Source organism: Sporichthya sp. (assembly GCF_013815995.1).
Classification (GTDB): domain Bacteria; phylum Actinomycetota; class Actinomycetes; order Sporichthyales; family Sporichthyaceae; genus Sporichthya.
On the sequence record NZ_JACDFE010000018.1, the window covers coordinates 1 to 18,874 of the forward strand.

19 protein-coding genes and 1 pseudogene are annotated in these 18,874 nt (G+C 70.5%); 10 read left to right on the top strand and 10 right to left on the bottom strand.

Translation table 11 applies throughout. The features are described 5' to 3' along the window. The 4 genes and pseudogenes from H0X00_RS03815 to H0X00_RS03830 all read right to left on the bottom strand — a co-directional run. Positions 1–341 (bottom strand): annotated as a pseudogene (locus H0X00_RS03815) (hypothetical protein); the annotation flags it as partial. Positions 342–432: 91 nt separating this feature from the next. Next, positions 433–1,326, bottom strand: a complete 894-nt coding sequence (locus tag H0X00_RS03820; protein ID WP_293767417.1) for a fructose bisphosphate aldolase — start codon at positions 1,324–1,326, stop codon at positions 433–435. A gap of 28 nt (positions 1,327–1,354) precedes the next feature. Beyond that, positions 1,355–2,725, bottom strand: coding sequence for an FAD-dependent oxidoreductase (locus H0X00_RS03825; RefSeq protein ID WP_293767418.1), 1,371 nt, complete (start codon positions 2,723–2,725; stop codon positions 1,355–1,357). Between the two features lie 3 nt (positions 2,726–2,728). Next, complete coding sequence (locus H0X00_RS03830) at positions 2,729–3,388, bottom strand: TrmH family RNA methyltransferase (RefSeq protein WP_293767419.1); 660 nt, start codon at positions 3,386–3,388, stop codon at positions 2,729–2,731. A gap of 49 nt (positions 3,389–3,437) precedes the next feature. Here H0X00_RS03830 and H0X00_RS03835 point away from each other — a divergent pair, with 49 nt between their 5' ends. After that, positions 3,438–4,100 (top strand): hypothetical protein, encoded by a 663-nt coding sequence (locus tag H0X00_RS03835; RefSeq protein ID WP_293767420.1) that lies wholly within the window; start codon positions 3,438–3,440, stop codon positions 4,098–4,100. Between the two features lie 22 nt (positions 4,101–4,122). After that, entirely contained in the window at positions 4,123–4,773 is a 651-nt protein-coding gene (locus H0X00_RS03840; protein ID WP_293767421.1) for a hypothetical protein, read from the top strand. Positions 4,774–4,857: 84 nt separating this feature from the next. Here H0X00_RS03840 and H0X00_RS03845 read toward each other — a convergent pair whose 3' ends face one another. Then, on the bottom strand, positions 4,858–6,672 hold the full coding sequence (locus tag H0X00_RS03845; RefSeq protein ID WP_293767422.1) for a long-chain fatty acid--CoA ligase: 1,815 nt from the start codon (positions 6,670–6,672) through the stop codon (positions 4,858–4,860). 118 nt (positions 6,673–6,790) lie between these two features. Here H0X00_RS03845 and H0X00_RS03850 point away from each other — a divergent pair, with 118 nt between their 5' ends. Both H0X00_RS03850 and H0X00_RS03855 read left to right on the top strand, forming a co-directional pair. Then, on the top strand, positions 6,791–7,447 hold the full coding sequence (locus H0X00_RS03850) for a DedA family protein (RefSeq protein WP_293767423.1): 657 nt from the start codon (positions 6,791–6,793) through the stop codon (positions 7,445–7,447). 10 nt (positions 7,448–7,457) lie between these two features. Continuing rightward, positions 7,458–8,114, top strand: a complete 657-nt coding sequence (locus H0X00_RS03855; protein WP_293767424.1) for a VTT domain-containing protein — start codon at positions 7,458–7,460, stop codon at positions 8,112–8,114. Positions 8,115–8,236: 122 nt separating this feature from the next. Here H0X00_RS03855 and H0X00_RS03860 read toward each other — a convergent pair whose 3' ends face one another. Together H0X00_RS03860 and H0X00_RS03865 are read right to left on the bottom strand one after the other, a co-directional pair. Further along, complete coding sequence (locus H0X00_RS03860) at positions 8,237–8,605, bottom strand: FKBP-type peptidyl-prolyl cis-trans isomerase (protein WP_293767425.1); 369 nt, start codon at positions 8,603–8,605, stop codon at positions 8,237–8,239. Continuing rightward, entirely contained in the window at positions 8,602–9,402 is an 801-nt protein-coding gene (locus H0X00_RS03865) for an SDR family oxidoreductase (protein WP_293767426.1), read from the bottom strand. The genes H0X00_RS03860 and H0X00_RS03865 overlap by 4 nt, the downstream gene beginning before the upstream one ends. Positions 9,403–9,467: 65 nt before the next feature. Here H0X00_RS03865 and H0X00_RS03870 point away from each other — a divergent pair, with 65 nt between their 5' ends. Further along, positions 9,468–10,631 (top strand): pyridoxal phosphate-dependent aminotransferase, encoded by a 1,164-nt coding sequence (locus H0X00_RS03870; RefSeq protein WP_293767427.1) that lies wholly within the window; start codon positions 9,468–9,470, stop codon positions 10,629–10,631. A 43-nt stretch (positions 10,632–10,674) separates the two neighbouring features. Continuing rightward, positions 10,675–12,027: a hypothetical protein gene (locus tag H0X00_RS03875; protein ID WP_293767428.1), complete on the top strand. Its 1,353-nt coding sequence runs from the start codon at positions 10,675–10,677 to the stop codon at positions 12,025–12,027. A 6-nt stretch (positions 12,028–12,033) separates the two neighbouring features. On the opposite strand, the gene H0X00_RS03880 is transcribed toward H0X00_RS03875, so the two are convergent. Then, positions 12,034–12,648 (bottom strand): type VII secretion system-associated protein, encoded by a 615-nt coding sequence (locus H0X00_RS03880; RefSeq protein WP_293767429.1) that lies wholly within the window; start codon positions 12,646–12,648, stop codon positions 12,034–12,036. 206 nt (positions 12,649–12,854) lie between these two features. On the opposite strand from H0X00_RS03880, the gene H0X00_RS03885 reads away from it, so the two are divergent. After that, a complete protein-coding gene (locus H0X00_RS03885) occupies positions 12,855–13,331 on the top strand; it encodes a hypothetical protein (protein WP_293767430.1) in 477 nt (158 codons plus the stop codon). Between the two features lie 84 nt (positions 13,332–13,415). Beyond that, on the top strand, positions 13,416–13,865 hold the full coding sequence (locus tag H0X00_RS03890; protein ID WP_293767431.1) for a hypothetical protein: 450 nt from the start codon (positions 13,416–13,418) through the stop codon (positions 13,863–13,865). A 17-nt stretch (positions 13,866–13,882) separates the two neighbouring features. Here the strand turns inward: H0X00_RS03890 and H0X00_RS03895 are convergent, their stop codons facing one another. Further along, positions 13,883–14,608, bottom strand: coding sequence for a hypothetical protein (locus H0X00_RS03895; RefSeq protein WP_293767432.1), 726 nt, complete (start codon positions 14,606–14,608; stop codon positions 13,883–13,885). A 133-nt stretch (positions 14,609–14,741) separates the two neighbouring features. Between H0X00_RS03895 and H0X00_RS03900 the strand changes: the two genes are divergently transcribed. Then, positions 14,742–15,341 (top strand): TetR/AcrR family transcriptional regulator, encoded by a 600-nt coding sequence (locus tag H0X00_RS03900; RefSeq protein ID WP_293767433.1) that lies wholly within the window; start codon positions 14,742–14,744, stop codon positions 15,339–15,341. A 146-nt stretch (positions 15,342–15,487) separates the two neighbouring features. Then, positions 15,488–16,252: a hypothetical protein gene (locus H0X00_RS03905; protein ID WP_293767434.1), complete on the top strand. Its 765-nt coding sequence runs from the start codon at positions 15,488–15,490 to the stop codon at positions 16,250–16,252. On the opposite strand, the gene clpB is transcribed toward H0X00_RS03905, so the two are convergent. Continuing rightward, the gene (gene clpB / locus H0X00_RS03910) at positions 16,239–18,827 is read right to left on the bottom strand and encodes an ATP-dependent chaperone ClpB (protein ID WP_293767435.1); all 2,589 of its coding nucleotides are present in this window, start codon (positions 18,825–18,827) and stop codon (positions 16,239–16,241) included. The two genes, H0X00_RS03905 and clpB, sit on opposite strands and share 14 nt — an antisense overlap. Positions 18,828–18,874 lie beyond the last annotated feature (47 nt).

The window sequence follows — 18,874 nt, forward strand, 5'->3', positions numbered from 1 at the left end:
GCGGTGGCGTTGCCGCCGCGGCCGCCGATCCGCAGGTCGAGCACCTGACCGGGCTTGAGGAAGAGCACCCCGAGCGCGGTGCCGCCGCGGCCGCCGAAGCTGGTGTCGGGCGGCCCGTCACCGCCCGCGGCGCCCTGGACCAGGGCGTCGATGGAGCCGACGCCTTCCGGGACCACGAAACGGACCGGCTTGGCGCCGGGCTTGGCGAAGACGCAGAGCACGTCGAGACCGCTGGACGTGCACTCGCGGGGCAACGCGCCGGCCTCGGCCGACACCGGAAGCACGGCCAGACCCGAGGCGACGAGCAGCCCGACCACCGGCGCACGGAACTGACGCCACATCACAATTGCCCCCCGAACCCACCTTTACAGGTTCCCCATCGCAACTACCCCCCGAACCCACCCTTACACGGCTCAGAGGCTAGAGGCTGAATCAGAGCGAAGCCTCGTAGATTGCGCCGATCGAGGCAGCCAGGGTGGCGTCGAACTCGGCGTCGGTCTGGCCGTCGGAGACGCCTTCGACCAGGGCCCGCGAGAAGCTGGCGATCACGCCGGGATTCTGGGCCAGCAGCGCGCACGCCTCGTCCCGCGAATAGCCGCCGGACAGCGCGACCACGCGCTGCACGTGCGGCTCCGCGACCAGCGGCGCGTAGTAGTTCGGCTGGGTCGGGATGGTCAGCTTGAGCATGATCGGGGTCGTGGCCGGGACCTGGGCGGCCAACTTCTGGATCGCCTCCCGGAGCAGCACCTCGGCCTCGTTCTTGGTCGCGCTCTTGATCGAGACCTCGGGCTCCAGGATCGGGACCAGGCCGTGCGCAGCGATCTGGGCACCGAACTCGAACTGCTGCTCGACGATCGCGGCGATGCCGGCCGGGTCGGCGTCGTGAATCACCGAGCGCATCTTGGTGCCGTAGACGCCCTTGGCGACCGCGCGCGCGAGCAGGTCGTCCAGGCCCGGGATCGGCTTCATCAGCTGGACGCCGTTGGCGGTGTCCTCCAGGCCCTTGTCCACCTTGAGGAAAGGCACCACGCCGCGCTCGTTCCACAGGTACTCAGGGGTCTCGCGGCCGTCGATCTGCCGGTCCATCGTCATCTCGAACAGGATCGCGCCGAGCACCTTGTCGCCGGTGAAGGCCGGGGACTTGATGATCCGGGTCCGCATCGCGTGCATGAGGTCGAACATCTCGGCGTCACTGGAGTAGCGATCGGCGGCGATGCCGTAGTCGCCGAGCGCCTTCGGCGTGCTCCCACCGGACTGGTCGAGGGCGGCGATGAAGCCCTTGCCGTTGACGACCTTCTCCTGCATGGCGTCGCGCTGGCTGCTCATGACTCTCCTTCTCGGCGGTAAGGGCAGGCTACTGGGACCGCTGCGCGGCGTCGTGCGTTGCTCGGGCCGCGACGGTCACCGGGTCCCACAACGGGGAGAACGGCGGAGCGTAGGACAGGTCGACCTCGGCGAGTTCGCCCACGGAAAGACCGGTCCAGACCGCTGTGGCGACCACGTCGATGCGCTTGGCCGCGCCGTCGTTGTGGCCCACGATCTGCCCGCCGAGCAACCGGCCGGTGCCGCGCTCGGCGATCAGCTTGACGTGGATCGGGCCGGCGTCGGGCATGTAGCCGGCCCGGGTGGTGGACTCGATCGTGGCGGTGACGGCGTCGAAGCCGGCCCCGGCGGCGGCCCGTTCGCCCAGCCCGGTGCGGCCGATCTCCAGCGAGCAGAGCTTGCTGACGGCGGTCCCGATCACGCCGGCGAAGCGCGCCTCGCGGCCCGCGAGGTTGGTCCCGATCACCCGGCCCTGCCGGTTCGCGTGGGTGCCCAGGGCGACCGTGGTGAACCGGTCCGCGATCCGGTCGTGGACCTCGACGCAGTCCCCGCCCGCCCAGATGCGCCCCTGCGCCGGATGGTCGCCCGCGACCAGCTGGCGGTCGTCGGTGCGGATCCCGCCGGCCTCGCCGATCATCAGCCCGGCCTCCCGGGCCAGGGCGACAGCGGGCCGCACTCCGAGACCGCAGATCACCACGTCCGCCGGCAGGGTTCCGTGATCGGTTGCGACCCCGGTGGCCCGGCCGGCGAAGGTCTCGATCCCCTCGACCTCGATCCCGGTCCGGACCTCGATGCCCACGCCCTCCATGGCGGCGCGGACGTGCGCGCCCATGTCCGGATCCAGGGTGCCCATGGGCTGGGGGCCGCGGTCGAGGACGGCAACCTGCAGCCCGCGGCGCACCAGCGCCTCGGCCATCTCGATCCCGATGTACCCGGCTCCGATCACCACGGCGCGTTTCGCCCCGGCGGCGACAGCGGCCAGCAGGGCTACGCCGTCCGGGATCCGCTGCACCTCGAAGACGCCGTCCGCGTCGAGGCCGGGCCAGTCGGGACGGATCGGCTCGGCGCCGGTCCCGATCACCAGGTGGTCCCAGCCGACGGTCTCGGTGCCGCGCAGGGTGCGGACCAGGGCGGTGCCGGCCGCGGGGTCGATCGCGGTGACCTCGGACCCGAGCCGGACGTCGATGCCGTTGCGCCGGTGCTCCTCGGGCGTGCGCGCAACCAGGGCCGGCCAGTCCGCGACGTCGCCGGCCACCCAGTACGGGATGCCGCACATGGAGTAGGAGGTGTGCTCGCCGCGTTCGAACGCAATCACCTCGAGCTCGCCGCGCAGTCGCTTGGCCATCGAGGCCGCGCTCATGCCCGCGGCGTCGCCGCCGATCACCACCACCCGCTCCGCCATGACCTACCCCTGCCCGTTCGTGTCATTCCCCATGGCGTGCCGACGGATCCAGGCGTGCATCGCGATCGCCGCGGCGGCGCCGGCGTTGATCGAGCGGGTGGAGCCGAACTGCGCGATCGAGAGCACCGCGGCGCAGTGCGCGTGCGCGGCCGGTGAGAGGCCGGGGCCTTCCTGGCCGAAGAGGAGCACGCAGCCCCGCGGGAGCAGGTAGGTCTCCAGCGGCACCGACCCGGGCAGGTTGTCGATCCCGAGCAGCGGCAGGCCCACGTCGGCGGCCCAGCCCGCGAGTGCGCTGACGTCCTCGTGGTGCCGCACGTGCTGGTAGCGGTCGGTGACCATCGCGCCGCGCCGGTTCCACCTGCGCAGGCCGACGATGTGCACCTCGGCGGCGAGAAACGCGTTCGCGGTGCGCACCACCGAGCCGATGTTGAAGTCGTGCTGCCAGTTCTCAATCGCCACGTGGAACTCATGGCGCCGCGTGTCCAGGTCCGCGACCACGGCCTCACGCCGCCAGTACCGGTAACGGTCGAGCACGTTGCGACGGTCGCCGTTCGCGAGCAGCTGGGGGTCGAGGTGCGGGTCATCGGGCCACGGCCGGGGGTGCGGACCCACGCCGACCTCGAGCTGGTCCTCCGCCCCGTTGACCGAGCTCTCGTCCGACACGGGGCGAGCGTAGGGGGACGGAACGGTCGCGGCGCGGTTGACTGGTCCCATGACCGCAGGCGCCCTCGCTCGTGCCGCGCTCGTCACTGTGCTGGGGACTGCTCTGGTCGCCGGAACGCTCGGCGGATGCGGCGGCGACGACAACCCCATCCCGTCCTCAGGCGGGGACCGCCCGATCGGGACGACCCCGCAGCCCACCCCCACCGCTTCGACGGACGGCACTCCACAGCCCAGCGCGTCCGAACTGCCGACCGCGACCACTCCTCCGGTCCCGGGCGGCACCGTCATCCGTGGTTCCGACTTCACGATCCTGCTGCCCGGCTCCGCGGAGCAGTCCAAGGCGACCGGCCCGTCCGGATCCAAGATCACCTTCGACATCTACCGCTACGAGGCCGGGTCCGAGATCTACACCGTCACCCGCGGTTACTACCCGAAGGTCGGCACGCTGCCGCTGCTGAAGGAGGCGATCGACTCCGCCGCCGACCAGGCCGGCGGCAAGCTCGCGACTTCGCGCACCTTCAAGTACAAGAAGATGCCCGCGATCGAAGGCACGATCACGGGGGTGAGGGACAAGGGCCAGGAGGTCACGATCTTCGCCCGGTACCTGGTGGTGAACCGGGTCATGTACGGGCTGCTCTACCTGTACCGAGGCGACATCGCACCGAATCTGGCCTTCAAGACCTTCGTCGAGTCGCTGACCTTCAGCGGTTGATCCCTACGGTTCACTACTGGTCATGACCGCACCCGTGCTCGTCCGTGGCCTGCTCGCCGGCGCCCTCACCCTCGGACTGCTCGGCGGCTGCGGCGGCGGCGAGGAGCCGGCGGCCCTGCCGAGCGTCACCCCGGAGCCCTCCCCGGAACCGACGAGTTTCACCGTCGGGGGCAAGAACTACTCGATCACCTTCCCCGGGAAGCCCCGGCGCACCACGGAGCAGGCCAAGCGCGGGCTGAAGCTGACGACCGACGTCTACATCCTGCGGGCCGATGACGCCAACTACTCGATCAGCCGGGTGTCCTACGCCGGAAACGACGCGCCCGTCCTGCGCTCGGCCCTGACCAGCGCCGCGAGCCAGACCGGCGGCCGGCTCACCTCGTCCCGGACGTTCACCTACCGCGGGCAGCCCGCGATCGAGGGTTCGATTGTCGGATCGCTGAAGTCCGACCGCGAGGCGGTGGTCACGGCCCGCTACATCCTGGTCGACAAGAAGATCCTGATCGGCCTGATCTACGTCCCGAACACCAAGCCCACGAAGGTGACGAAGGAGGCGCGCGACACCTGGCTCAACTCGCTGCGGTACGAGACGCCGAAGACCGAGCCGGCCGAATCGTCGACCGAGGCCGACCCCGGCGACGCGGCCGACCTGCCCGGTGGTCTCCCCGGCTGATCTGACTAGCTGTCAGCTCGCGTGATCCTCGCTTCGCTCGTCAACACTCAATCGCTCGCCTCAAGTGAGCTCGCTCACTCCGGCTCACGCAATCGCGTAGAGGCTTTCTATCTCGGCGGCGTACTTCTTCTCGATCGGCTTGCGCTTGAGCTTGTTGGTCGGTGTGAGCTCGCCCCCACCGGGCAACCACTCGGCGTCGAGCAGGTGGTGGGCCTTGATCTGCTCGACCCGGGCCAGGCGTTCGTTGGCCCGCTCGACGCCGGCCGCGATCTCGGCCTGCACCCGCGGGTCGGCGGCGATCTGGGCAGTGCTCGCGCCGTCCAGGCCGTTCCTGGTCGCCCACATCGCGGCCACGTCCGGGTCCAACGTCAGCAGCGCGACGTTGTACAGCCGCGCGTCGCCGATGCAGATCGCCTGCCCGATCAGGGTGCTGCCCGCCTTGAGTTCACCCTCGATCTTGCTCGGCGCCATGTTCTTGCCGGCCGAGTTGATGATGAGTTCCTTCTTGCGGTCGACGATGCGCAGGTAGCCGTCGGCGTCGATCTCCCCGACGTCGCCGGTGTGCATCCAGCCGTCCACCACCGCCTCGGCCGAGAGGTCCGGGCGGTCCTTGTAGCCGAGCATCAAGGTCGGGCCCGAGATCAGCACTTCGCCGTCGTCGGCGAGCTTCATGCCGACGCCGGGCATCGCCGGGCCGACCGTGCCGAGCTTGACCTTCTCGGGCGGGTTGAGCGTGACCAGCAGGATCTCCGACATCCCCCAGAGCTCCTGGATCGGGACGCCGATCGCAGTGAAGAACTCCAGCACCGCATACGGGGTCGGCGCCGCGCCCACCGAGGGCCACTCGACCTCGTCGAGGCCGACCTTGGCCCGCAGCTTGGACAGCACGAGCGCATCGGCCTTGACGTACTCGGCCTCGAGGTCCGCGGTCACGGCCTCGCCGGCCTGTTCGGCGCGCACCTTGCGCAGGCCGACATCGACGGCCCACTCCAGGCCCTTGCGCTTGTCCGGGTCGGCCTCGTTCGCGATCGCCCCGGTGAGCGCGCCGTAGAGCTTTTCGTAGACGCGCGGCACGGAGAACAACCGCGTCGGGCGGACCTCGCCCAACGCGGCACCGACCGCCTTGGGGTCGGCCACCGTGGTGATCGTGTACCCGAAACACATCGCGGAGTAGTGCGAGATGAAGCGCTCGGCGATGTGGGCCATCGGCAGGAAGGACAGGACGCGTCCCTGCGGACCCACCGGGGCCACGGCGTTGAGGTTGCGGCAGCCGGCGAGGATCGAGGCGTGCGAGTGGGTCACGCCCTTGGGTAGGCCGGTGGTGCCCGAGGTGTAGATCAGCGTGACCGGCGTCTGCGGCGTGACGGCGCGCCAGGTCGCCTCGAAGTCGAAGCCCGGCGGGGGCGGGGTGGCCTCGACGTCCGCGAGAGTCCGGGCCGCGCTCTGACCTCGGGGGACCTCTCCCTCGACCAGGATCACCTGCTTGACGCCCGGCACCTGGGCGGCCGCGGCGAGCACACGGTCGGCGAACAACGGCTCGGTGGCCACGACCTTCGCCCCCGACTGCTCCAGCAGCCAGGCGACCTCCTCGACCGGGCAGGTCGCGTAGATCGAGAACGGCGTGCAGCCCAGGTGCATGGCGGCGGCATCGACGCCGTAGGCCTTCGGCCGGTTGGTGAGCATCAGCGCGACCACGTCGCCCGCCGTCAGACCGGCGGCGGCGAACCCGCCCGCGATCCGCTGCACCGCCGCGGCGTACTCCGACCAGGTGACCTCGACGGCGCCACCGACGGTGCGCAGGGCGACCTGGTCGGGGAAGGTCGCAGCGGTCCGCTGGAAGGCGGCACACAGGGTCGGGTCCTCGAGCGTGGCCCACTGACCACGGGTGGGGTTGGGCATCCCCGGCTCCTCAGTCGAGATTCTCTAGTGCCCGACTAACGGGGCATAGAGCAATTTCGTTCCGCAGCGTAGTGCCGCGCGACCGGCCGCGTCGATGCTCGCGACGTAGGCTGCGAACGTGGTTCAGGCGTCGGGAATCGAGCTCTCGCTGGACCTGGAGGGCCTGGGCACCGCGGTCGTCTACCTGCTGGTCTTCGGCTTCGTCTTCATCGAGTCCGGGATCCTGCTCGGCTTCTTCCTCCCCGGCGACTCGCTGCTGTTCGGGGCCGGCCTGCTGGCCGCCTCGCCCTACTCCGACGTCTCGCTGGTGGCGCTCGCGGTCGGGGTGACCGTGGCCGCCGTGGCCGGGGACGCGGTCGGGTTCTGGACCGGCCGGCGCTGGGGCCGGCCCTGGCTGGAGCGCAAGCCGAACATGGCCCGGCACATCGAACGGGCCGAGGCTTTCTACGAGCACTGGGGCCCGATCGCGGTGGTGGTCGCGCGCTGGTTCCCCTGGCTGCGGACGGCGACACCGGTGGTCGCCGGGGTGGCCCAGATGCCGTACCGGCGCTTCGTCGTCGCGAACGTGATCGGCGCGCTGAGCTGGGGCACCGGCCTGGTGCTGCTCGGCTACTACTCCTACGAGATCTCCTGGCTGCGCGCGACCGCGATCACGATCGGGCTGACCTCGGCCGCGCTGATGATCCTGGGCGTAGCTGTGCGTGGGATGAGAGGTCGGTCGAAGCGCCGGGCCGTTGCGCCGGAGGACGCCACCTCCGCACCGCCCGCCCACTAACCTCGCTGTCGTGCAGACCGTCGCCCTTGGCCCGTCGTGGCTGGACCCCGAGCAACTGATCGACAACTTCGGCTTCGCCGGGCTACTGCTGGTCATCTTCGCCGAGTGCGGCCTGCTGGTCGGGCTCGTCCTCCCCGGCGACAGCCTGCTGTTCATCGCCGGCCTGCTGATCAGCGACGGCACGCTGGACCAGCCGTTGTGGCTGGCCTGCGTCGCGCTCTGGGTGGCCGCGATGGCCGGCAACGTGGTCGGCTACGAGATCGGCCGGCGAGCCGGACCGGCCGTCTTCGAACGTCCGAACTCGCGGATCTTCAAGCAGGAGTACGTCGAGAAGACCACGGCGTTCTTCGACAAGCACGGCCCCCGGGCCATCGTGCTGGCCCGCTTCGTCCCGATCGTCCGGACGCTGATCACCTTCATGGCCGGCACGGCCAAGATGGACCGCCGCGCCTTTGTGCTCTACTCCGCGATCGGCGGGCTGCTCTGGGCGGTCGGCGTCACGGTGCTCGGTCACCAGCTCGGCGAGGTCGACTTCGTCCGCGAGCACGTCGAGCTGATCCTGCTCGGCGTCGTCGCCCTCTCGGTGCTGCCGATCGTCGTGCACGTGCTGCGGGAGCGCCGCGCGCACCGTGCGGCAACGCCGGAGACCGGCGACCCCGTCGGCTGACCTCTACGGGTTGAGGCGCGCTCGCGCGCGACCTCGTCCGCTGCCACTGCACACCGCCGCGCCGGAATGGTTTGCTACTGAACGGTAGGCCGCCGGCGACACTTTTTTGCCCTGACGAGGCGTCAGGTGGCGAGCAGGTCCACCACGAAGATCAAGGTCTCGCCGGGCTTGATGGCGTTGCCCGCACCGCGCTGGCCGTAGCCCAGGTTTGGCGGGATCACCAGCTGACGGCGGCCGCCGACCTTCATGCCGGCGACACCGGCGTCCCAGCCGGCGATGACCTGGCCGCCGCCCAGCTGGAACTGGAACGGGCTGCCGCGGTTCCAGCTGGCGTCGAATTCCTCGCCGGTGGAGAACGCGACGCCGACGTAGTGCACGGTGACCTTGGCTCCGGGCTTGGCCTCAGCGCCCTCGCCGACCGTGATGTCGTTGATGACGAGGTCGGTCGGCGGCTCGCCGCCGGGGAATTCGATCTCGGGCTTGTCAGTCATCGGGTGTGCTCCGTCCGGGGGCCGATCGGGTCTCGGGTCTGTCGCCCGAGCTTGCGGGTCGCGCGGGTGATGCTGCGCACCGGGAGGTGCTTGGCCGCGGCCACGATCACCTTCCACTGCAGTCCGGGCACGGTGACCACCCGGTTGCGGCGCAGCGCCTCCAGCGCGTCGTCGACCACTTTGTCGGCGCTGAGCCAGAGGAAGTCCGGGATGGAATCGGTGCCGATCCCGCTGCGGGCGTGGAACTCGGTGCGGGTGAAGCCCGGGCAGGTCACCACGACGCGGACCCCGGTCCCGCGCGCCTCGTCGGCGAGGGACTCGGTGAAGTTGGTGACGTAGGCCTTCGACGCGCTGTAGGTGCCGCGCGGCACAAAGCCCGCCACCGAGGAGACGTTGATGATGCCGCCGCGCCCACGGGTGGCCATGGCGCGCAGCGCGGCGTGGGAGAGCTGCAGTACCGCGCGGACCATCACCGCGAGCGCGGCGTCCTCGGCGGCGTAGTCGCTGAACAGCAGGCTGTCCGGGCTCGCGAAGCCGGCATTGTTGACCACCAGATCGACCGGGCGGTCCTCGTCGGCGATGCGCTCCACGACCAGGGCCCGCGCGTCGTCGCGGGTCAGATCGGCGGGGAAGGCCTCCACCTCGACGCCGTTGCCGGCGCGCAGTTCCGCCGCCACCTGGTCGAGACGGGCGGACTGGCGGGCCACCAGAACCAGGTCCCAGCCGTCGGAGGCCAGCCGGCGGGCGAAGGCGTTACCGATGCCCGAGGTCGGGCCGGTGATCAGCGCGGTTGGCACGCTTTCGACCCTACCCGGACAGGCGTTGGCCTACCGGTACCGTGCCCGGTCGTACTCTGCGCGGCATGGGCAGGGAGCGGATGGCGAGCCGGCTGGACGGGCTGGGTACGACGATCTTCGCCGAGATGTCGGCGTTGGCCGTCGCCACCGGCTCGATCAACCTGGGCCAGGGCTTCCCGGACACCGACGGTCCGGCCGAGATCGTCGACGCCGTCGTCGAGGCGCTTCGTTCAGGCACGTCCAACCAGTACCCGCCCGGGCCGGGCATTCCCGCGTTGCGGACCGCGATCGCCGAGCACGACCGCCGGTTCTGGCGCCTGGCGTACGACCCGGACACCGAGGTACTGGTCACCACCGGCGCGACCGAGGCGATCGCCGCCGCGGTGCTCGGGTTGGTCAACCCCGGCGAGGAGGTGATCGCCTTCGAGCCCTGGTACGACTCCTACGCGGCGACGATCGCGATGGCCGGCGGAGTGCGCCGTGCGGTGACGCTGCGGGCGCCGGGCTTCGCCCTCGACCCCGACGCGCTGCGCGCCGCGATCACCCCCCGCACGAAGGCGATCCTGCTGAACACCCCGCACAACCCGACCGGCCGGGTGCTCAGCTTCGCGGAGCTTTCCGCGGTGGCGGAGGTGGCGGTCGAGCACGACCTGGTGGTGATCTCGGATGAGGTCTACGAGCATCTGGTCTTCGACGGCGAGCACGTCCCGATCTCGACCCTGCCCGGGATGCGCGAGCGGACGGTGCGGATCTCCTCGGCCGGCAAGACCTTCTCCTTCACCGGCTGGAAGATCGGCTGGGCCTGCGGACCGGCTGACCTGGTCGCCGCCGTGCGCACCGCCAAGCAGTTCCTCACCTACGTCTCCGGCGCCCCGTTCCAGCCCGCCGTGGCGCTCGCCCTCGGGCTGCCGGACTCCTACTTCACCGGGTTCCGGGACAACCTGCTCGCGCGGCGTGACCAGCTCAGCGCCGGCCTGCGCGAGCTCGGGTTCGAGGTCATCCCGGCTGCCGGTACCTACTTCGTAACCACGAACGTACGCCCCCTGGGGTACGCCGATGGTCTCGAGTTCTGCCGGGAGCTGCCCCACAAGGCAGGCGTGGTCGCGATCCCCCTCTCGGTGTTCTACGACAACGCCGACGCCGGCCGTTCGCTGGTGCGCTGGGCGTTCTGCAAGCGTCCCGAGGTGCTGGACGACGCCCTGGAGCGGCTCGGCGCCGCCGTCCTCTGATTGACCTACCGCCCCGCGGGAGCGCCACGTAGCCTCACGTTGCATGAGGCACCGCGCTCGCATCGTCCTGGCGGGGGCGCTCGCCTGCGCCTTGGCCGGCACGCCGGCGGCGATGGCCGCGGCGAGCGCGCACCACACGCTGCGGATCAGTGACGAGGGCGGCCGGGGCGAGCCCAACCACAGCAGCTTCACCCCGTCGGTCTCCCGGGACGGGCGCTACGTAGCCTTCGCCTCCGAGGCCTCCAACCTCGTGGCGGGGGACACCAACCACCGCCGGGACATCTTCGTGCGGGACACCGCGGCCGGGACCACAACGCGGGTCAGCCTGAGCAGCCGCGGCAAGCAGGCCAACCTGGACAGCTACAGCCCTTCGATCAGCGACGACGGCCGCTTCGTCGTCTTCGACTCCTTCGCCACCAATCTGGTCCCGGGCGATCTCAATCGGGAGGGCGACGTGTTCCTGCGCGACCTGACGGCCGGGACCACGACCCGGGTCAGCCGCGGGCTGGACGGCACGGAGGCCGACGCGAGCAGCGGCTTCGCCACGATCAGCGGCGACGGTCGGGTCATCGCGTTCGAGTCCGCGGCGTCGAACCTGCGCACCGGCACCCCGGGTGAGGTCACCGACATCTACCTGGTCGACCCCAGCGGGACGGTGCTGGACTGGGTCAGCCGCTCATCCACCGGCGGCGAGCCCAACGGGGGTAGCGGGGACATCGCGCTGTCCCGCGACGGGCAGACGGTGGCGTTCGCCTCCGCGGCCAGCAATCTGGTGCCCGGCGACACCAACCTGGCCGACGACGTCTTCGTCCGGGATCGCCGGGCCCGGATCACGCATCGGGTGAGCGTGAACTCCGTCGGCGGCGAGGCCAACGACGACAGCGGTGCGCCCTCGCTGTCCGACGACGGCGGCGTGGTGGCGTTCACCTCGAACGCCTCGACGCTGGCCTCGTTCATGCCGGGCACGCAAAGCCTGCCGCAGTTCATTTTCAACCGGTTCAACATGGGCGACGAGAACTTCGTCTCCGACGTGTTCGTGCACGACCTGGTCAGCCGGCGCACCGAACTGGTCAGCGTGAGCACCGACGGGATGCAGGGCGTGGCCGAGAGTTACGAGGCCTCGATCAGCGGGGACGGCACCAAGGTGGCGTTCGCCTCGTTCTCCTCCGCCCTGGTGCCGGGCGACCTGAGCCCGGGCAGCGAGATCTTCCTGCGCGACCTGACGGCCCGTCAGACCTCGCGGATCAGCGTCGCCCAGGACGACCGGCAGGGCAACGGGATGAGCGTTCAGCCGGCGATCAGCGCCGACGGCAGCGGCGTGGCGTTCACCTCCGAGTCGACGAACCTGGTGCCCGGGGACCGCAACCGCTCGGGCGACGTGTTCGTCCGGAATTAGTCGGCCCTACTCGGGAGAAGCTTCCAGCGCGGCCCGCAGCGCCTTGCCGGTGATCCGGATCGAGGCGGCGCTGCCCGGGTTGATCTCCAGGTCGTGGCCGACCGGCCAGGCGGCGGCCAGCTCCCGCCCGGTGCGGAGCTGCCAGCCGACCGCCTCGGCGGTGGGGTTGGTGAAGTTCGGGTCGTGCTCGGCCGCCTCGGCCTGCTCCCGGCAGCTGTAGGCGTGGATGATCCAGCCGCCGCGGTCGTCCGGGACGCTGAGCAACCCGGGCGCGTGGCCCTGCGCGAGCAGCAGTTCGGCGTCCAGCGCCGCGGCCACCACCTCGTCGTCGTCCACCAGGCGGTAGGCGGCCTGCTGGAGCACCTCGTCGAGCGGATCGGTCGGCGGCGGCAGCCGCAACGCACCCGCGGAGGGCACGTAGTCCGGGTTGTGCCGGAACTCCCCGGTCAGCCGGCCGAGCCCGTCCACCCGCCAGGCGCCGATGATGCCGCGCCGCGGAACCGAGGTCTCACCGTCGAACTCCGGGTCCGCGGCATAGACCCACCCACCGGGCCGCCGCCGCGCGGCGTCCCGGATCTCCTCGGTGAGCGGGGGCAGTGGGCGGTGGCGGTCGACCACCACGATCACCGCCCCCCGGTCCGGGTCACAGGAAAAGTGTGTCGTATCCGGACTTGGACACCAGAGGATGACCTTGGTTCTGGTCAGTTCTGGTCAAGGAAAAGGGTGCCTACGCAGGACACGCCCATACTCGGACCATGACTCGGAGAACTGCTGTGGTGGCGCCGGGACAACCGTCGATTGTGTCGGCCGTTCCGGGACTGCCCGAGATGTGCGCCGGAGAGGCGGCGAGTGCCGCGTCGCACCTGTCGCTGCTGCGCCCGGAGAGCTACGAGTGCGCCAACTGCGGTGGGCACTTCGAGGCCCGCAACCGGCCGACCCCCTACTGCACGCTGCAGTGCGGGGCCGAGGCCAAGACCGTGCGGTACGCCCGCAAGGCCCGCACCGAGCACGGTGACGAGCTTCCCGAGGCGATCCGCTCCGCGCTGCACCGCCAGGTCGTGCACGCGCTCACCGAGTGCCACTGGGACAAGTGGAGCGGCGAACCCGAGCCGGGCCCGGTTACCGCGCCGGAGGTCGAGCCGCTGGCCGACCACGTCGACGCCCTGATCCCGGACGCCGACGTCTTCGCCCGCCGCGCCAACGGCATGAAGGTCCGCGTGCTCGCCGGCGCGGAGCTGCGCCCCTGTGACGTGCAGGAATGGGACTCCATCTGGCGCGAGTGGGTCAACGAGCACGCCCGCTGAACTTCCCGTTGCGTTCGATCAACTGTGGGTTATTGCCCTCAATTGGTCGGACGTAAAGCGTTAAGGGCTGGGTAGGGTCTGCGCATGGCCCGGCGCGCACTCGTTCTCCTGCTCACCACGGCAGCGGCCGTCCTGGGCCCGGCGGGCGTCGCCCGCGGCGTCACTGCGGAGAAGGTGCCGGGCGAGCTGCGGGTCTGCGGCGAGGGCGCGATCACGGACGTCTTCATCGACCGCGACGAGCTGCATGAGGAGAAGCGCAGCCTGGCCGCCGGCAAGTGCAAGCGCTTCGCGCTGCCCAAGGGCAAGTACGCCGTGACGGTGACCGCCTTCTGCGAGAACAACCGCGACGCCAAGCTCGCCGACGTCGCGGTCGCTCCGGAGAGCCGGGCGCTGTTCCAGGACGAGTACATCGCCGGGGCCCGCGTCGTGCGCGAGTCCACCACCACGTTCACCACCACCTGGGACTGCACCGGCCTGGCCGGCACCGCGGAGCCCAGCGGCGGACCCACGCCCTTCGGCGACGCCGCGCGCTGACTGCCCGCAACGTTCGACTAAGCCGGTGCCAGCGCATCCATGGGGTCGGACGCGCGCGGCATCGTCGCCTCCGTCGCGATCGCCCGGCGCAGGACTACGAACATCACGCCGAACCACACGGCAAACAGGCTGAGCGGGTACCAGAAGGCGAGCAGGCCGTTCCAGGCGAACGGGCCGGTCTTCACGAAGAAGAGGATCAGTCCCGGCGGGAAGGCCAGCGCGACCAGGAGATTGAAGTAGCCAACCCATCGGGGCAGCACCTGGCTGGTTTCGTCGCGGAACGCTGCGACCGCGATCGCACCGCACTGGAGCATGATCTGCCCGAGCGTCCCGATCAGCGTGATCCAGGCGATGTCGTTGATCGCCCGAATCAGCTCAGCGTCCCGCTCGGGGCGAAACGCTGCCGCCTCTATGAGCATCATCGGGAAGGCGATGATCAGGACGCCGAGCATGCCCGTCCCGAGCTGGAGGTAGGCGAGGGGAGCGCTGCGGCCTTCGATGCGCAGCAGTTGGCAGGTGATCACGACGACGAACGGCGCGGTCAACGAAGCCCCGATCGTCGCCATCGCCAGGCCGGCTCGGATGGCGTTGGTGTCGTCCGCGTAGAACCGCTGGATCTCCAGGGCACTGTCGCTGGGCGACGGGGGCGGTACCAGGCCGGCGACGAGCAACAGCCCCGCGACGAACAACGCCATCGCGGCCAGGCCGCACCACAGGCACCAGAGCTGGATCCGAGCGCTCACCATTGCTCCATTTCAATTTGGTCATTCGATCTGGTCGTCTGACCATGTCAGGTGATCAGGTCGCTGCCAAGAGTCCGGGGTGCCCATAAATTGCTCGCGGCCGGCCGCTGGGCTGGCCAGTAGCCTGGGACGGATGCCCCACATGCCCGCTGACGAGCGCAGCCGTCAGATCCTCGAAGCCACCGGCCGGGTGATCGCGCGCGACGGGATCGCCAAGGCGACGACCCGCAACGTCGCCGCGGAGGCTGGGGCGCCGCTGGCGTCGCTGCACTACACCTTCCGCAACAAGGAGGATCTGCTCGCCGGCGTCTACACGCTCTGGGTCGAGCAGGGCGGCGAGCGGATCGCCCAGCTCGTCCCGGACGGCTGCGGGCTGCCGGAGGGGGTGCGCCTCCTGATGACCGGGATGTTCGACTGGTACGCGGCTGAGCCCGAGGTGGGCATGGCGCAGTTCGAGCTGTTCTTCTGGGCCCTGCGCACGCCGTCGGCGGGCGACCTCGGTCAGCGCTTTTATCGGGAGTTCCGCGCGCAATGCGCAAAGGCCCTCGAACGAGCGAGCGGCGGCACGCACGACCGCAAGGAGATCGCCGAGCTGACCAGCGCCGTCTTCTGCCTGTTCGACGGTCTGCTCATCAAGATCCTCGCCGGGGACGCCCGGGCGGCCCGTAAGGACCTGGCGCGCTTCCTCGGCATCGCCGACGCGCTCGCTACGGAGGTCCCCGCCAAGCGTTGAAGCAGGCGCAACGTCCGACTGCAGCGGCGCTAGAACGCGGCCACAGTCGGACGCAAGGGTGGCTAGGGGCGGACCCACGCCCTTCGGCGACGCCGCGCGCTGAAATTCGGCGGCGATCACCCACCCCCGGCTGACAACCTGAGTTCATGCCTGCGTTCGACCTCGACCCCTCTGACCTCGACGAGGTCCGCCGGCGCGTGGTCGACCCGTTGCTGGCCGCGTTGTTCGGGCCCGGAGAGGTCCAAAGCGTCGACCTTGTGGTGCGGGCCGACGAGGACTACGGGTGGACGCGGTCAACCACGACCTGGCCGGGCCCGCGGTGGCTGTACCTGAAACTGACCGCTGGCGGCGAAGAGTTCGACCGGCGGCTGGACAGCATCTCGTTCGGCCGCACCGACGGCCTCTGGCTCTGCGCGGACCTCGCCTCGAATCTCGGCGACTGGATCTGCGAGAGCGCCTTCGGCTGGGGTCAGGCGCGATGGTGCACGGTGCGTCCCCTGCCCCGCGTCTGGGCAGCCGAGCACGTGCTGGAGATATACGTCGACGAGCACCCGTCACCGTTGTTCGATCGCGGCCGCAACGTCGATCCATCCGCCCTCGGCGTCTCCGCGGAACTGACCGAGGCCCTGCTCGCCTGGCGCACCCTCACGGACGACCTGCTGCGCAGCCTGCCCACCGAGGACTCCTGGGACGAGATCCCGCCAGCCCTGCCGGTGTCTCCTACTGGAGCGGACTCGTCATCCGGAGCCGTTCGAAGGAAGAGCAGCGCGCACGGCAGCGAATGGCCGGCCAGGGCGCGGTCGACGCCGCCCTCGAGCGCCTCCGCTCCGAGCTGGGGCCGGCCTTTCACGTCCCCACGCCACAGCGCGTCCCCTAGTACCAGCCCGCAACGGGTGGCTAGGGGCGGGTGACGGCGAGGGCGAGGGTGTCCTTGCCGTCGGCGAGGTCGACCTCGACGGTGTCGCCGGCGCGGACCTCACCGGCCAGCACCTGCCTGGCCAACTGGTCACCGATCGTGGTCTGGATCAGGCGGCGCAGCGGGCGGGCGCCGTAGACCGGGTCGTAGCCGGTCATCGCGAGCCACTCGGCGGCCGCCGGCGACACCACCAGGCCGATCCGGCGCTCGGCGAGACGCTTGGCCAGCCGGGCGACCTGGATGTCGACGATCGAGGTGAGGTCCTCGGTGGTCAGCGCGCGGAAGACGACGATGTCGTCGAGGCGGTTCACGAACTCGGGCTTGAAGCTCGCGCGGACCGCGGTCATGACGGCATCGTGACGGGCCTGGTCATCCATGGTGGGATCCACCAGAAACTGCGAACCCAGGTTGCTCGTGAGCACGAGGATCGCGTTGCGGAAGTCCACGGTGCGGCCCTGACCGTCGGTGAGCCGGCCGTCGTCGAGCACCTGCAGCAGAATGTCGAAGACCTCGGGGTGCGCCTTCTCCACCTCGTCCAGCAGCACCACGGTGTACGGGCGGCGCCGGACGGCCTCGGTGAGCTGCCCACCCTCCTCGTAACCGACGTAGCCGGGCGGGGCCCCGACCAGGCGGGCGACGGAGTGCTTCTCGCCGTACTCGCTCATGTCGATGCGGACGAGGGCGTGCTCGTCGTCGAAGAGGAAGTCCGCGAGTGCCTTGGCCAGCTCGGTCTTGCCGACACCGGTGGGGCCGAGGAACAGGAACGAACCGGTGGGGCGGTCCGGGTCGGCGATGCCGGCCCGGGTGCGGCGCACCGCATCGGAGACCGCGCGGACGGCGTCGAGCTGACCGATCAGGCGCTTGGCGAGCTCGTCCTCCATCCGCAGCAGCTTCGCGGACTCGCCCTCCATCAGCCGGCCGACCGGGATGCCGGTCCAGGCCGCGACGACACCGGCGATGTCGTCGGCGCCGACCTCGTCGGCCACCATGACCTCGCCCCGGTCCGGCTCGGCGGCACTCGCCTCGGCGATCTGCGCCTCCAACGTCGGGATCTCGGCGTAGAGCAGGCGGGAGGCTCCCTCGAGGTCGCCGTCGCGCTGCAGCCGCTCGGCCTGGCTGCGGCACTCATCGAGGCGCTTCTTCAGCTCGCCGACCCGGTTGAGCCCGGACTTCTCCTGCTCCCAGCGGGCGTTGAGTGCGTTCAGCTGTTCCTGACGGTCCGCCAGATCCTTGCGCAGCTTGTCCAGCCGCTCGGCCGAGGCGGGGTCGTTCTCCCGCCCGAGGGCCATCTCCTCCATCTTCAACCGGTCAACCGCGCGGCGCAGCTCGTCGACCTCGACCGGCGACGAGTCGATCTCCATCCGCAGCCGGGACGCGGCCTCGTCGACGAGGTCGATCGCCTTGTCCGGCAGGAAGCGCCCGGTGATGTAGCGGTCGGACAGCGTCGCGGCGGCGACCAGTGCGGAGTCGGCGATCGCGACCTTGTGGTGCGCCTCGTAGCGCTCCTTCAGTCCGCGCAGGATGCCGATGGTGTCCTCGACACTGGGCTCGCCGACGAAGACCTGCTGGAACCGGCGTTCCAGCGCCGGGTCCTTCTCGATTCGCTCGCGGTACTCGTCCAGCGTGGTCGCGCCGACCAGGCGCAGCTCACCGCGGGCGAGCATGGGCTTGAGCATGTTGCCGGCGTCCATCGCGCCCTCGCCGGCGCCGGCCCCGACCATGGTGTGCAGTTCGTCGATGAACGTGACGACCTGCCCGTCGGAGTCCTTGATCTCCTGCAGGACGGCCTTGAGTCGCTCCTCGAACTCGCCGCGGTACTTCGCCCCCGCCACCATCGCGGCCAGGTCGAGCGAGATCAGCCGCTTGTTGCGCAGCGATTCGGGCACATCGCCGGCGACCATCCGCTGAGCCAGGCCTTCAACGACGGCGGTCTTGCCGACGCCGGGCTCGCCGATCAGCACCGGGTTGTTCTTGGTCCGGCGGGAGAGTACCTGCACGACGCGGCGGATCTCGGCGTCCCGGCCGATCACCGGGTCGAGCTTGCCTTCGCGGGCAGCCGCGGTCAGGTCGACGCCGTACTTCTCCAGCGCCTGGTAGGTCGACTCCGGGTCCTGGGTGGTGACCCGGGCACTGCCGCGCACGTCAGAGAACGCGTCGAGCAGCTTCTGCGGGGTCACCTGACGCTTCGTCAGCAGTTCGGCGACCTCGGACTGGCCGGTGGCCAACCCGACCAGCAGGTGCTCGGTCGAGACGTACTCATCGCCCATCTCGGCGGCGCGGTCCTCCGCGGCCTGCAGGGCGGCGTAGGCCGGGCGGGACACCGCGGGTGAGGCCACGGAGGAACCACTGGCCACCGGGAGCTTCGCCAGCAGCGCTTCGGCGTCGGCGCTCACCGCGGCCGGGTCTGCGCCGGCAGCGGCCAGCAGCGGGCGCGCGGTGCCGTCGGGCTGGGCCAACAGGGCGAGCAGCAGGTGCACCGGGTCGACCTGGCTGTGCCCGGCCGTCGCCGCGTGCCGCACGGCCGCCGAGAAGGCGTCCTGGTTTCTGGTGGTGAGCTTGTTCGCGTCCAATGGGGGTCTCCCTAGGAACGTGGAATGTCGGGGCCGGGGCGGCGGGT